The sequence below is a fragment of the Flavobacterium sp. LHD-80 genome, from assembly GCF_030929605.1.
Lineage (GTDB): Bacteria > Bacteroidota > Bacteroidia > Flavobacteriales > Flavobacteriaceae > Flavobacterium.
On the sequence record NZ_JAVFVS010000006.1, the window covers coordinates 1 to 15,126 of the forward strand.

The 15,126-nt window shown below is 35.0% G+C and carries 10 protein-coding genes; all 10 read left to right on the forward strand.

Going from position 1 to position 15,126, the window contains the following annotated elements:
- The coding region (locus tag RB619_RS10755) for a T9SS type B sorting domain-containing protein (RefSeq protein ID WP_308097221.1) at positions 1-5,454 on the forward strand (5,454 nt) is incomplete at its 5' end.
- Positions 5,455-5,497: 43 nt separating this feature from the next.
- A complete protein-coding gene (locus tag RB619_RS10760; protein WP_308097224.1) occupies positions 5,498-6,472 on the forward strand; it encodes a type IX secretion system membrane protein PorP/SprF in 975 nt (324 codons plus the stop codon).
- A gap of 159 nt (positions 6,473-6,631) precedes the next feature.
- The gene (locus RB619_RS10765) at positions 6,632-7,723 is read left to right on the forward strand and encodes a sensor histidine kinase (RefSeq protein WP_308097226.1); all 1,092 of its coding nucleotides are present in this window, start codon (positions 6,632-6,634) and stop codon (positions 7,721-7,723) included.
- The gene (locus tag RB619_RS10770) at positions 7,720-8,409 is read left to right on the forward strand and encodes a LytTR family DNA-binding domain-containing protein (RefSeq protein WP_308097228.1); all 690 of its coding nucleotides are present in this window, start codon (positions 7,720-7,722) and stop codon (positions 8,407-8,409) included. The genes RB619_RS10765 and RB619_RS10770 overlap by 4 nt, the downstream gene beginning before the upstream one ends.
- A gap of 259 nt (positions 8,410-8,668) precedes the next feature.
- Entirely contained in the window at positions 8,669-9,409 is a 741-nt protein-coding gene (locus RB619_RS10775) for an intradiol ring-cleavage dioxygenase (RefSeq protein WP_308097230.1), read from the forward strand.
- Between the two features lie 17 nt (positions 9,410-9,426).
- Positions 9,427-10,122: a hypothetical protein gene (locus RB619_RS10780; RefSeq protein WP_308097232.1), complete on the forward strand. Its 696-nt coding sequence runs from the start codon at positions 9,427-9,429 to the stop codon at positions 10,120-10,122.
- 7 nt (positions 10,123-10,129) lie between these two features.
- A complete protein-coding gene (locus tag RB619_RS10785; protein ID WP_308097234.1) occupies positions 10,130-10,633 on the forward strand; it encodes a hypothetical protein in 504 nt (167 codons plus the stop codon).
- A 255-nt stretch (positions 10,634-10,888) separates the two neighbouring features.
- Complete coding sequence (gene pgk / locus RB619_RS10790) at positions 10,889-12,076, forward strand: phosphoglycerate kinase (protein ID WP_308097236.1); 1,188 nt, start codon at positions 10,889-10,891, stop codon at positions 12,074-12,076.
- Positions 12,077-12,186: 110 nt separating this feature from the next.
- Positions 12,187-14,022: a LysM peptidoglycan-binding domain-containing protein gene (locus tag RB619_RS10795; protein ID WP_308097238.1), complete on the forward strand. Its 1,836-nt coding sequence runs from the start codon at positions 12,187-12,189 to the stop codon at positions 14,020-14,022.
- A gap of 45 nt (positions 14,023-14,067) precedes the next feature.
- Positions 14,068-15,033: a DUF4837 family protein gene (locus RB619_RS10800; protein ID WP_308097240.1), complete on the forward strand. Its 966-nt coding sequence runs from the start codon at positions 14,068-14,070 to the stop codon at positions 15,031-15,033.
- The last annotated feature ends 93 nt before the right edge of the window (positions 15,034-15,126 follow it).

Genomic DNA, 15,126 nt, shown 5'->3' on the forward strand with positions numbered 1-15,126 from the left:
ACATCGACAGCTACGCTTACAGCTCCAGGAACTTATATTCTAGGAGTCAGAGACAACAACGGCTGTACGGCTACAGTGAGCTATACAATCGAGAAACAGATGCAGTCAGTTGCGGCCTTGACAAAAGACCTTTACTGTACAGCACCGCTTGATGCAACGATCGATGTGAAAATAACAGACGGAATAGGAACCTTGTCTACTCAGATGTACTCAGGGGTTTATCCTGGAGGTACTGCTGTAGGCGGTCCTTATGCAGGCGCAGCCTTCACGGCAAGCGTTGCTGCGGCCGGAGACTACTATTTCGTTACTACAGACAGCAACGCCGCAATCTGTACGGCTGTATCGAATCCTGTAAAAGTGAATGCACCATTGCCTACGACAATTGCGGCGACTCCGGTTACCCAGCCTATCCTGTGTGCTGGCGGAACAGCTACAATGCAGATCAATGTTGATGCTGCTGCAGGCCTAGAGCCGTTTACATATACTGTAACGAGAACATTGCCAACAGCATTGCCGGCAGTTGTTCAGGCAGGAAATAATGTGTTTTCAGGCTTGAGGGCAGGTACTTACGAGATTACAGTAACAGATGCCAAAGGTTGTATTTCTGCTGTAACTACAACAATTATTACCGAGCCTGTTATATTGACAGCTACTGTTGATCCATTGCCAATTAATACTACTTGTAGCGTTGCTACAGTAATCACAGTGGTTGGACATGACGGTACGCCTTTAGCAGGTGGAGGCTATTATTATAATTTCAATCATTTAGGTTATACGACTACCAACACGTATACTGTTAACAGTATTCCTGGAACAGTCCAGACTGTAACTTATAGCGTTAAAGATGCCAATGGATGTGAGACAGGTGATCAGACGATCAATATTGACCCATTGAACAAGCCAACTGACTTGGACTTCACGCCAACAGCAATTACTTGCAAACCGGGCGAGGATAAGAGCACGGTATCGGTTAGAGCTACAAACGGGGTTGGACAATTGACTTTCGAGATCATTTCGACAAATACTGCGACACCGGTTGCGAATTTCGGGCCGATCAATACAGCTGATTCTTCAGTTGCGGCAAGCTTCCCGAACCTGCTTCCTGGAGACTATACTTTCAGGGTTACAGACAGCAACGGATGTGCTTATGATGAATTTGTAAATATTCCAGATGTTGTAAATATTGCCGTAACTGGCGAATTTACAGGAGTTGCATGTAAAAATGATGCTAATGGTACTGTAACGTTTAAAGTTTCAGGTTTCCAAACAGGATTTAATCATACAATTACAGGAGTTTCTGGAGTTGGAACAGTTACTCAAGTTGGAACAGATACATTTGAGTTGAAAAACTTGGTTGCTGGTACTTATAAAATTGATGTAAAAGATGCTACAACAGATTGTGTGGCTAGTTTATCATTTGTGGTTCCAGAGCCTGCTGCATTAGGAGTAAGTTATGCGACTAACAAACATGCAAATTGTAATGCTGGTGCAGAAATAAAAGCAACTGCTTTTGATGGTTCACCAGGATATATGTATGCATTTGTTAAAGCTGGTGACCCAAAAGTTTATGATGTGGTAGATACTGCAGTTTTAGACAAAGCATTTACATGGGTACTTTGGGCAAAAGATTCACATGGTTGTGAAACTTCTACTCCAATAACAATTATTACAGATCCAATGCCGGTTATTGCTAGCGTAGTAGCTGATCAATGTCCAAGTACTGCAAATACTTATACTATTACAGTTACAGCGTCTGGATTTACAACAGATTTGGAATATAGTTTAGATGGAAATACTTGGCAGTTAAACAATAATGTATTTACAGTTAAAACAACTGGTGATTATACAGTTTATGTTAGAGATGCTAATAAATGTACAGTAACTAGCTCTGTGAAGATCTTAGAGCCATTACAAATGTCATTTGATCTTACAACAACTCCAACATGTTTAGCTAGCGATGGTGTTGTTACACTACATGCTACTGGTGGCACAGGTAACTACCAATACAGCATTGATGGAATTACTTATGTTACAGGAGCTACAGCAAATGTGTTTGGTAACTTAGCACCTGGAAGCTATACATTCTACGTTCAAGACGGAAATTGTACTAAAACTCTTCCAGTTGTTATTGATGCGCCAAATCAAGTTATTGATTTTACTTTAACTCCTAGTAAAGTACTTTGTTTTGGAGAAAGCAATGGAACTATTACTGTAAACATGGCGGCTACAACAACTACTGTGAATAATAATCCAGTTTATACATATTCAATTAGTCCTTCTCCTATCGGAATGGTTTTAGTTGGTAATGTATTCAAGAACCTTCCTACTGGAAGCTATACAGTTACTGTAACTTCTGGAAAAGGATGTCCGGTAGATAAGACTATTTTTGTTGATACACCGCAAACTATTGCAGTGCCTACGCCAACAATAGCTCCTTACGGTTGTGCAACTGGTAATAAAACTGACTATGCGCAAGTTTCTGTAGCGATGCCTACAGGAGGTACAGGAGTATATAGTTATGAATTCTTCAGAGATGGAGTTTCTGTTCAAAGTGGACTAGATTCAGTTTATACAGAAAGTGACTTCTTAGGTGGAAAATATACAGTAAATGTATCCGATGAAAACGGATGTATAGGTACATCTCTTGAAGCTATAGTTCTACCATATACGCGTATGTATAAGATTGACGTAGCTGTGACTCCAATTACTTGTGCTACTAATGAGGATATTGCAGTTACAGTTCAAGATGAAAATGGTGTTGTATTTACAATTCCATTAGAATATACACTTTCAGGTGTTAACGGAACAGTATTTAATGAAACGAACGCAAACGGTGAATTCAAGAATTTACCAATTGGATTCTATTTAATTTCTGTAAAAAATCCTGCTACAGGATGTATAATTCAATTAGATCACTTTGTTAATGATCCAAATACATTTAATTTAAATGCTGATAATGTTTCAAATGTTAAATGTTATGGCGCAGCTGATGGAAGTCTTGATTTAGTATTGGTAGATAATTTACCGGTTCCAACAAATGACGCAGGTGTGTTTACATACGTTATAACAGATGCGTTAGGAAATCCAGTTGCTAACGGTACAAGCGATGCTTCAGGTAAAGCAACAATCAACGGATTAGTTGCTGGTAACTATAAAGCGGTTGCAACATTGCCGAGTCCAACATTCTGTCAAGTTGAAACAAACTTTTCAATTCAGCAACCAGTATCAGTGTTGAAAATATCTGAAATTCATGACTTGATTTCTTGTAATCCTGGTAATGATGGAAGAATTATTATTTCAGCTGAAGGTGGATGGGCAGGTGCTTATAAATACGAATTAGTAGGAGTTAGCACAGGATTTACAGATCAATTTGAGTTCGCTAATTTAACAGCTGGAACTTACATATTAAACGTACAAGACGTTGGAGGATGTATTGCTACTACAACTGTAACATTAAACAACCCAACACCAATAACTGCTACAGTTACTGCTACAGCAAATTCTATAGTATGTCATGGTGATAATACAGGTGTTATTACAGTATCAACTCCAGTTGGAGGTCAGGGAAGTAATTATGCTTACATTTTAAATATGTTATCAGCTACTCCTGTTATTTCAACTACGCCGCAAGATTCTCCAGTATTTACTGGATTAGCAGCAGGTAAGTATTCTGTAACAGTAATCGATAAGCTAAACTGTTCAGGAACTACGGCAGAAGTTACAATTGACGAGCCAGTGGAAGTTGTTCCAACTTTAGAATTAACAACTGGAATTACTTGTAAAACAGATGCGACATTAACATTAAGTGCAGTAGGAGGAACAGGTCCTTACCAATATAGTTCTGATAAGAATTTTACAACTGTATTAGGTACATTACCTGCGACATTTAGTGTTGGACTTGGAGATCACCAGTATTTCGTAAGAGATTCAAAAGGTTGTATAAGTTCTATTTCTAACAATGTTAAAATTGACCCATTAACACCATTAGACTTGAAATTGGATTTAACCAATGCAGTTGTTTACTGTAAAGGAAGTTCAACGGCAGCTATAGATGCTGAAGCTATTGGTGGCTTGGCAAACTATGTATACACATTGTTTGATGGTAATGGAGTATTAGTGAGACCAGCTCAGCCAACAGGTTACTTTGATTTACTTCCTCAAGGAGTTTACGTAGTGCGTGTAGATAGTGGAGATTGTCAATATAATTCTGCTTCAATTACTATTAATGAGCCTACAACCGCATTGTCTGTTATTCCAACAGTTACAGATGCAACTTGTTTTGGTGCTAATGACGGTAAAATTTCAATTGCTGCAACTGGAGGTACTGGTGTAATTAAATATGCTATTTCGCCAAACTTAGGAATGTTCGATGATAAATTCTTATTTGATCGTCTAGCTCCTGGGAAATATCAAGTATTGGTTCAAGATGAAAATTCATGTTTCCAACTTTTAGATCTTGAAATTAAAGAACCTAATGTTTTAGGTGCTAAAGTTGTCGGACCTATTATTCAGGAAATCTGTGACGGAGATAAAGACGGATCATTCACTGTTGAAATTTCTGGAGGTAGACCACCATATACTATCAGTCTTGATAATGAAAATGGAACATATGCTCCTGTTAACGGTACACAGCACACATTCAGTAATCTGAAAGGTGGAGTCCACAATGTGTTTATTAAAGATCAAAGTTGTCTTACTTTAGTTGAAGTGGCGATGGATAAAGCAGTGAAACTTAGTCCAACAGCTGAAATATCATACGACTGTGTTAATAATGCACAAGCAAACATGGTTACGGTTACTGTTGATAGCAGTAATACTAATCTAGCAGATGTGGATTATGCACTTGACGGATCAGCAACTTACCAACCAAGTAATATCTTTACAAATATTGCTCCTGGTAACCACTACATAACGGCTAGACATACTAACGGATGTGAAGTTCCAACGGTAAGTTTTAATATTAAAGCATACAATCCACTAGCAATTGCTTTATCTGCAGGAAAACCTGAGATGAACGTAATCTCAGTAACAGGTTCTGGTGGAGCTCCGGCTTATGAGTATAGTTTCAACGGAGAACCATTTACATCTTCTAACACATACAAAATCTACAAATCTGGAGATTATGTAGTAGTAGTTAGAGATCAAAATGGCTGTACAGCTACTATTACAGTGCCAGCGATTTATGTTGATGTTTGTTTAGACAATTACTTCACTCCTAACGGAGATGGTGTTTATGATACTTGGGGACCTGGTTGTACTAATATTTACAACAACCTTGAATTCTCAATCTTCGATAGATACGGTCGTGTAATTGCTAAATATCACTATGGTCAAAAATGGGACGGAAGATACAATGGAGAAGAATTGCCTTCAGGTGATTACTGGTATGTTCTTAAACTAAATGACGAGAAAGATGCAAGAGAGTTTGTTGGACATTTCACATTATACAGATAACAAAATTATAGCCCCAATGATGTTATCTAAAAAATTTATTACAATGAAAAAGTTTATTTTATCCCTAGTACTCATGGCTGTAACAACAAGTTACAGCCAAGAGTTAAACCTACCAGTGTTTACCCAGTATTTAGCTGATAACCCTTTTGTACTTTCACCTGCCTATGCCGGTGTTGGAGATAACTTTCGTATTAGAGCAAATGGTTTAACGCAGTGGGTCGGAATTAAAGACGCGCCTGAAAACCAGTCTTTGTATGCTGATTTTAGAATCTTGGATCGTTCAGGTGTTGGAATCTCGCTTTATAATGATAAAAACGGATATACTAGACAAACCGGTGCCAAGGTTTCTTTTGCGCATCATTTGATTTTGGATTACTATGCTAAAATGTATCTGTCTTTTGGTATTTCATATAACTTCAACAGTTTCAGAATTGATATTGATGAATTTAATAATACTATTGAGCACCCAATTCTTGATCCATCAGTAACAGACAATCGTTACACGGCAAATAATAACTTTGATATTAGTGCATTGTACCGTTATAAAAACTTCTATTTGAGTTTCAATGCAAATAACGTTTTAAAGAAAAATGTCGATAAATACCGTGGAGTAGAGCCAAACTTGCTTTCTAACTATCAAGTTTATACAGGTTATGTTTTCAACGACGGAGAAAATAGACGTATTGAATATGAACCATCTGTTTACTTTCAATATTTTGCCAGCGATAAACGTTCAACAACCGATTTTAACTTCAAATACAGACGTTACAACCGTTACGAAGATTATTATTGGATTGGAGTTTCATATCGTATGTTAAATGACCAGTTTCCAAAACCATTATCTGTTGGACCAATGGCTGGTTTTATGAAATCTAGATTTTACTTTGGATATTCGTACCAAGTTATGTTCAACGATTTAGGAAACTACAATACAGGTACTCACGTAGTAACCATAGGTTTTGATTTCTTGCAGTCTATCAGTAACTGTCCTTGTACGCAGAGTCCGGTTCACGATTAATAAAAAACAAAACCATTTCAAGGGCAAAATAAGCCTTACTTATAAAGCGAGTCGCAACATTATGTGTTTTTACCGCAATAATTTGAAATAAACTAGCAATAACATTAAATTTGAATAGTATCAGTTTGCATCGTCAAAATGATAAATCAAATTTGATTTATGAAAGCAAAATTTTCACTTTATGCGAAACATATAGTTCTGTGCCTCGCTTTTCTTTTTTTGCCGTATGCCTTCACATCGACAAATACTATTTTTTCGTTGCCGCATTTATACACAAACGCGCATGATCGTATTTACTTTTTCATCTATTTCACACTTCTTTGTTTTTTCTACTTTAACTATTATTATTTAATTCCGAAGTTCTATTTTTCCGAAAAGAAGTTTCTCTACTATTCCATCATTGTTGTATTTCTTTTATTTTTTCTTTGGATATCAACTACTTTAGACCATCCAGCACGAAATTTTTTAGATTTTAGAAATCCTCCAGAACATTTTGAACACAATCCTGGACTATTTCCAGAACATTTTCCCCCGCATCCCTCTTTTATAAAAGAAGAACCTTTTGATTTCGTCGGAGGTCCGCCAACCCAATATGGTCACACCGCTTTGGTTTATTTAATCGGAGTGATTTCAAGTTTGCTTTTTGCAATTACGGGCAGATTGCAAAGTGTTGAAAAAGAAAAAGTAAAATCAGAATTGGCGTTCTTAAAAGCACAGATAAATCCGCATTTCTTATTCAATACTTTGAACAGCATTTATGCATTGGCACTAAAAAAAGACGATAAAACGCCAGATGCCGTAGTACAGCTTTCCGAATTGATGCGTTATATTATGACCAATTCAAATGATGAAGTCATTGATTTGACCAAAGAAATCAGTTACATCAATAATTTTATTTCACTTCAAAAAACGCGTTTGGGAAACACCGTTATTGTTGATTATAAAGTCACAGGAAATACCTTTGGAAAACAAATTACACCGTTGATTTTAATATCTTTCATTGAAAATGCTTTTAAATATGGTGTAAATCCAGATCAAACTTCTGAAATTTGTATCAATATTGATATCAAAGAAGAAGAGCTGACGTTGTTTGTTTCCAATAAAAAAACATTTTCGGTGCAATCAGAATCCGGAATCGGGCTTCAAAATACAATCGAAAGATTGAAATTGGTCTACCCAAATAAACATCAACTTAAGATTGAAGAGACTTTAGAAAAATATGTTGTAAACCTTTCTATAAAATTAGAATGATTAAAGCAATTGCGTTAGATGATGAGCCATTGGCATTAGAAATTCTTCAGAGTTTGTGTGATACAATTGATTACATAGAACTGGACAAAGTCTTTACGAAATCTGATGAAGCTTTTAAATATCTTAAAAAATATCCAGTTGACTTATTGTTTTTAGACATCAATATGCCGTCGATTTCGGGTTTGGATTTTTACAAAAAACTGCCACACAAAACGATGGTCATTTTTACAACGGCTTATTCTGAATTTGCTGTTGAAGGTTTTACTTTAAGCGCAACCGATTATCTTTTAAAACCTATTTCCCTTTCCCGTTTTCAACAAGCAGCCGAAAAAGCGTATTCGCAATGGAAAGTTCAAAACCAAAACATCGAACAGCAACATCTTTTTATTCGAGCCGATTATAGTTTGATCAAAATCTTATTTTCGGACATTCTTTTCATAGAAGGTTTAGATGATTATTTGAAGATTCACATTCAGAATCAAAAAACCGTCGTTGCCCGAATGACTTTAAAAGCAATACTCCAAAAATTGCCAGAAACGGAGTTTATCCGAGTCCATCGCTCTTTTATTGTTCCAATTGCAAAAATCGAGAAAATCAGAAACAAAGTAATATTCATCGAAAAGGCCGAAATCCCAATAAGCGCCAGTTACGAAGAAGCTTTTTTTGAACTTCTAAATCAAAAATAAGAAAATGTCAAATTTAATTTTGCCCGCAGATTAAACGGATTAAACGGGTTTTCACGGATTAAATTTAAAAATCCGTTTCATCGGTTTAAATCAGTGTCATCCGTGTGCCATTTTTTTACTACAAAATATAATTTTTCTCTAGTTTACCTCATAAATTTTAGGGTTTACCTCAAACTTTTTTCAACGCTTTAATTTCGAATAATTTTACTCGAAAATAACTGTTAATCATTCCACTGGTATAACATTTAAAATAAAAGCAATGAAAAGAAAAGAGTTTTTAAGAGGTTTGGGTTTAATCGGAATTTCATCTTTGGCAATTCCTATTATTAACTCATGCAGTAAAGATGACGCATCTGATTCTTCAGATACAGATTCATCTTCTGGTTCAGGATCGTCTTCTGGTGATTGCTCCGTATCTCCGTCAGAAACTGCCGGACCTTTCCCAACAATTACGCCTTCATCTTTGGTAAAATCTAATATTGTAATGGACAGAACTGGTGTAGGCTTTACAATCAAAATCACAATTAAAAACACAAAAGCCAATTGTGCCGCTTTAAAAGGCGCTATCGTTGATATTTGGCATTGCGACAAAGACGGCTATTATTCTGAATATGGTGGCACTTCAATGCAGTCTGTAAATTATACTTCGGTTCATTTTTTAAGAGGAAGACAAACCACAGATGACAATGGATTGGTAACTTTTACATCAATTTTCCCAGGTTGGTATTCTGGTAGAGCGACGCACATTCACGTGCACATTTACAACGCCAGCGGAACTTCTTTATTAGTAACCCAAATTGCTTTTCCCGAAGGTTCAAACAGCGCGGTCGCTTTGGTAAATGCTTCGACGGCTAATGGTTATACAAAAGGATTAAGCGGTTACACCTACAATGCCTCTGATAATGTTTTCTCAGATTCAGTTGCTAACGAAATGTCAACTGTTACAGGAAGTGTAAGTGACGGTTTTGTTTTAACACATACAATTAATGTAGCAAGCTAGTTTTAAAATCGATTATAATGATAGTTCAAATTCCAGCTCAAATTTATAAGTCAGATGCAAGAGGTGTGTTTAATTCTGCTAAACATAATCGTTTTGCGACTTTTAATTTTGAACATTACCAAGATATATCCCGAAAAGGCTTTGGATCTTTGAAAATTTTAAACGAAGTAATTCTTGCTCCCCAACAACGTATTACTCGAATTGTAAGTTCAAATTCAAATGTGATCATTTTGCCTTTATTTGGCGGTATTGAGTACAAGGATAATTTTGGTAATGAGGAGTTTTTGCGCGTTGATCAAATTCGGGTTATTGCAGCAGATGATGATTTAGAAGTTGAAATATTTAACCCATACGATGGCGAAAATGTTAGTTATCTTGAGATCGATTTTCAAATGAGCCGACAATATTTCAAAAACTACTTCCAGCAATACAAGTTTGATATTACGGCGCATAATAAAATGAATGCTTTATTTGAAATTGAAAAGGCACTCGGCTTTATCGGAATTTATGATGGAAGAAAAGAAGGTTTTTACACTTTGAAAAATACCGAAAATGGTGTTTTTGCTTTTGTTATAAATGGAGCTTTTGAAATCGAAAATCGGCTTTTAGAAGCTAAAGACGGTTTAGGAATGAAAAGAATTTCAACCATCGAATGGGAAGCTTTGTCTGAAACTGCGATTTTATTAGTAATCGAAGTGCCTTTGAAGCAATAAAATTGAAATGAAAATCAAAAAGATAAAATTGGCGTACCGAATTGTAATTGACAGTTCTTCTACTTTTTTGTGGGATAAATATGTTTTTGAAGATACTTTCAAAGAATATCAAATGCAGAGTCAGCAATTTAATTCAGAAGAAAATCCTAAAAATACTTTTCGTGAATTATTGTCCGAAAATGAAAAAGCAGAAAAACTACATTTTCTTACCGGAATCGCAGCAAGCGGTTACGTTGATCAGCTAAAAGGAAACTTTCATCGCGTAACAGATGTTCTCGGAAACAGCTATTTTCCATTTATTAATTATCAGCTGGATATCATCAATACAGATAGTAGTGATGCTTCAAAACATAAAATCGGAATTACATTTTATTCGCCTTTATTAACTTATTTCGGAATTGTCGAAGGAAATTATTTGGTTTCAAAAAATACTGAAGAAACAAACGAATTCGAAACCATTATGTTTCCCGTTCAAAAGAATTTAGCAATCTGCTATATTCAAAAAATTTAGTTTCAAAAAAATAGGAATTATTCGTTTCATTTTTTGCCTTTTCTGCTAATCTGTAAGTAGGAAAGGTTTTTTTTTGGTAAAGTAGATGTAAATTCTGCATTTAAAATTGTGTTTAATATTTAATAAACCAATTTATTTGTGAAATTATAACGTTTTCGTTCTTTTAATTATCGATTTTTTAGTTTATCCGAATTTATTAGTACTGCAAAAGTTCTATATTTGTTGTTCTTTCAAAAAAATTAAAAAACTAGTCAAATGAAAACTTTAAACGATTTCGATTTTAAAAATAAAAAAGCAATTATTCGTGTTGATTTTAATGTCCCTTTAGATGAAAATTTCAATGTAACTGATGCAACACGTATTGAAGCTGCGAAACCTACAATTGACGCTATTTTAGCGCAAGGCGGAAGTGTAATTTTAATGTCGCATTTAGGACGTCCAAAAGGTGCTGAAGAGAAATACTCATTAAAACATATTTTAAAAACGGCTTCTGAAATTTTAGGAGTTCAAGTGAAATTTGCTGAAAACTGTATTGGTGAGCCAGCTCAAACTGCTGCAAAAGATCTAAAACCAGGAGAAGTGCTTTTATTAGAAAATTTACGTTTTCACGCTGAAGAAGAAGCTGGAGATGTTGCTTTTGCAAAAGAATTAGCTTCACTTGGCGATATTTATGTAAATGACGCTTTTGGTACTGCACACAGAGCGCACGCTTCGACTACAATTATTGCTCAATTTTTTCCAACTGAAAAATGTTTCGGAACATTATTAGCAAAAGAAATCGATAGTTTAAATAAAGTATTGAAAAACAGTGAAAAACCTGTAACGGCTGTTCTTGGCGGTTCTAAAGTTTCTTCAAAAATCACTGTTATCGAAAATATCTTAGATAAAGTGGATCACATGATCATTGGCGGAGGTATGACTTTTACTTTTGTTAAAGCGCAAGGAGGAAAAATTGGTGAGTCAATCTGCGAAGATGACAAACAAGATTTAGCACTTGAAATTTTAAGATTAGCTAAAGAAAAAGGTGTTCAAGTTCATATTCCAGTTGACGTTGTTGCCGCAGATGATTTCTCAAACACTGCAAATACTCAGGTTGTCGATGTAACAGCAATTCCTGACGGATGGCAAGGTCTTGACGCAGGTCCAAAATCTTTAGAAAACTTCAAAAAAGTAATTTTAGAGTCTAAAACTATTTTATGGAATGGTCCTTTAGGAGTTTTTGAAATGGAAACTTTCTCAAAAGGAACTATCGCTTTAGGTGATTATATCGCTGAAGCTACAGAAAATGGAGCGTTTTCATTAGTAGGAGGAGGAGATTCTGTTGCTGCTGTTAAACAATTCGGTTTTGAAGATAAAATGAGCTACGTTTCAACTGGTGGTGGAGCTATGCTAGAGATGCTTGAGGGTAAAGTTTTACCTGGAATTGCAGCAATTTTAGACTAAAATATCACAATTAACATTTTTTTGCGTATTTTTAAACACTAAACTTTTTAGTTTTGCAAAAATACATCTCTTATAATGGATTGATTTATAAGATTTTAAAAAAATGTTATATGATTGTACGGAAAATATCTTTAATAGTCGGAGTTCTATGTTCAATGTCAATGTTTGCACAGCAATCTGCGTCATCAGAAATAGAAATAAAGCCAGAAGTAAAATTATCGTATCTAGATTCGGTTAAAAGCACATTCAAAAAAAATGATATGGCTACAAAAGCAGACAGTCTTTGGATGAAGGAACTAACAAGTTTAGATATTTATGATGATTTATCAAAAGACATTCAGACTATTAATTCAGATGTTACGGTTGATGAAGAATTGCCAACAGAATTGCTAAAACAGCGATTACATGCAATGAACGAGAAATCGCCGTTCAATATAGAGTACAATCAAGGTTTAGAAAACTTAATAAAGTCATTTCTTAAGAATCGTAAAAAATCGTTTTCTCGATTAATGGCTTTGTCAGAATATTACTTTCCAATTTTTGAAGAGTCATTCGCAAAAAACAATGTTCCTTTAGAAATAAAATATTTAGCCGTTGTAGAATCTGCTTTAAATCCTAAAGCAGTTTCTAAAATGGGCGCTACAGGACTTTGGCAATTCATGTACGGAACTGGAAAACAATACGCTTTAAAAATCGACTCGTATGTTGATGAGCGCAGTGATCCTATGAAAGCTACTGCAGCTGCGAGCGATTACATGACAAAAATGTTTGAAGTTTTTGGTGACTGGGAACTTGTGTTGGCATCTTACAATTCAGGACCTGGAAATGTTACTAAAGCCATTCGTCGTTCTGGCGGACAAACAAAATACTGGGATATTCACAGTAATCTTCCAAAAGAAACTCAAGGTTATGTTCCTGCATTTTATGCAACAATGTATCTTTTTGAATATCATAAAGAACACGGAATCAATCCAGAAAGAGCTGTTGTAAAAAACTTCGAAACAGATACACTGAACATTAAAAAGGAAATGACTTTCAAACAAATCGCCGATTTGCTTGATATGCCACAATCTCAAATTCAGCTTTTAAATCCTTCTTATAAATTAAATGTTGTGCCTTATTATCAAGGTGAACAACATTGTCTACGTCTTCCAAAAGATAAAATTGCAACTTTCGTTTCAAATGAAAAGCAAATTTATGCATACGTAGATTATCAGTCTACAATCCGCACAATTCCTGCAAAATTGGCTTCGAAAGTGACTCCAAAAATAAAAGCGCAGGCTGATAAGACAATTATCGAGACCAATATGCAGTTTTATAAAGTGCTAAAAGGAGATAATTTAGGTGCAATTGCTGAAAAGTATGATGTCAATATTGCTGATTTAAGAAAATGGAATAATTTAAAATCAAATAATGTTGCATTAGGAAGAACTTTAAAAATTAAGTCGGATGTTGATCCTGCGAAGATTGCAAAAGAAGCAAAATCAATTCCTGCTGTTGAGAAAAAATCAGAAGAAGCAATTGCTTCAGCTGATGATAAAGATAAAAATGCTGGTCAGTCTCAAGAATATGTTGTGGTGGCTGGAGACAATTTAGGCAGCGTTGCTAGAAAATTCGGTATGACTATTGCGGAGTTAAAAGAACTTAATGGTCTTACTTCGAACAATATTGGTTTAGGAAAAACATTAGTGATTTCTAAAGAAATTCCTGTAATTGAAGAAACTGCAAATGTAAATACAGCTTTAGCAGTAAATGCTTCTGTAGATTCATTCAAGAAAAGCGCTGTTTCTAAAAAAATCAGTGAAGATTATTACGTTAAAAAAGGAGATTCACTTTATAGCATTTCTAAAAAATATCCTGGAGTTACAATTTCAGATATTAAAAAATGGAATGGTATTAAAGATGGAGATATAAAACCCGGAATGAAACTTAAAATAAACGGATAATAAAAAAATCATCTAAATTTGGGTTTTATTTCATAAATTAAAAAAATGAATAAAACCCATTTTTTATTGGTAATACTGCCGTTTTTACTGGTTTCGTGTTTAAAAACCGAAAAGCAGTCTCAACCTGTATCTGGTAAAACGAACACCATTTCTGTTATTATCGATGATCAGCTTTGGTACGGAGAAGTTGGCGATACGATCAGAAATAAATTTGCATCGCCGGTTTGGGGGCTGACTCAAGAAGAGCCTCTTTTTACCATCAATCAATATCCCGCACGTTTGCTTGAAGGCTTTGTTACCGATAGCCGAAGCATTATTGTGGTTAAAAAAGCAGCAACAGATAAGTTCGAAATTATTCGAAGCAAAAAGTTGCCACACAATACTTTTCGCATTTACGGAAAATCAGTAGATGATATCATTTGCAATATCGAACTCAATTCGGCACAAATGATTAAGATTATTCGAGATGCCGAAATTGAAAAAATTCAGCAGGACAATAGCAAATCCTTACTCAATCAAGCGATTATCAAAAACAAATTTCATTTAGAACTCCAAATTCCCGTTGGATACGAATACATGCTTCATAAAAAGAATTTTATTTGGCTCAAAAAGAATATTATAAGCGGTAATACAAGTTTGCTTGTCTATGAGATTCCGCTTAAATCTTTCAAGAAGTCAAATGTTGTTGCAGATATTGTTAAAATGCGTGATTCTGTTGGAGGCTACATCAAAGGTCGTGAACCTAATACGCGAATGATTACGGGAGAAGCTTATGCGCCGTATTTTACTAATACAGTTTTAGACGGAAAAAAAGCGTATGAAACAAAAGGCAGCTGGGAAATGAAAAACGATTTTATGGCAGGACCTTTTATTAATTATGCAATTGTCGACGAAACTCATAATCGGATTTTAGTGATTGAAGGTTTTTGTTATTCACCATCAAATCAAGAACGCGATTTAATGCTGGATTTAGAAGCTATTATTAAATCAGTTAAGATTGATAAGAAGTAGAAATTTTAGTTTAAAGTTTAAAGTTTAAAGTTTCAGGTTTCAAGTTGAAACAACTTTGTCAAAGTTTAAAACTTTGACAAAGTTACGAGAACC

Bases quoted from the DNA above. Each gene is read 5' to 3' on its own strand.
- RB619_RS10760 (WP_308097224.1), top strand. From the start codon at position 5,498: ATGAAAAAGTTTATTTTATCCCTAGTACTCATGGCTGTAACAACAAGT.
- RB619_RS10765 (WP_308097226.1), top strand. From the start codon at position 6,632: ATGAAAGCAAAATTTTCACTTTATGCGAAACATATAGTTCTGTGCCTC.
- RB619_RS10770 (WP_308097228.1), top strand. From the start codon at position 7,720: ATGATTAAAGCAATTGCGTTAGATGATGAGCCATTGGCATTAGAAATT.
- RB619_RS10775 (WP_308097230.1), top strand. From the start codon at position 8,669: ATGAAAAGAAAAGAGTTTTTAAGAGGTTTGGGTTTAATCGGAATTTCA.
- RB619_RS10780 (WP_308097232.1), top strand. From the start codon at position 9,427: ATGATAGTTCAAATTCCAGCTCAAATTTATAAGTCAGATGCAAGAGGT.
- RB619_RS10785 (WP_308097234.1), top strand. From the start codon at position 10,130: ATGAAAATCAAAAAGATAAAATTGGCGTACCGAATTGTAATTGACAGT.
- pgk (WP_308097236.1), top strand. From the start codon at position 10,889: ATGAAAACTTTAAACGATTTCGATTTTAAAAATAAAAAAGCAATTATT.
- RB619_RS10795 (WP_308097238.1), top strand. From the start codon at position 12,187: ATGATTGTACGGAAAATATCTTTAATAGTCGGAGTTCTATGTTCAATG.
- RB619_RS10800 (WP_308097240.1), top strand. From the start codon at position 14,068: ATGAATAAAACCCATTTTTTATTGGTAATACTGCCGTTTTTACTGGTT.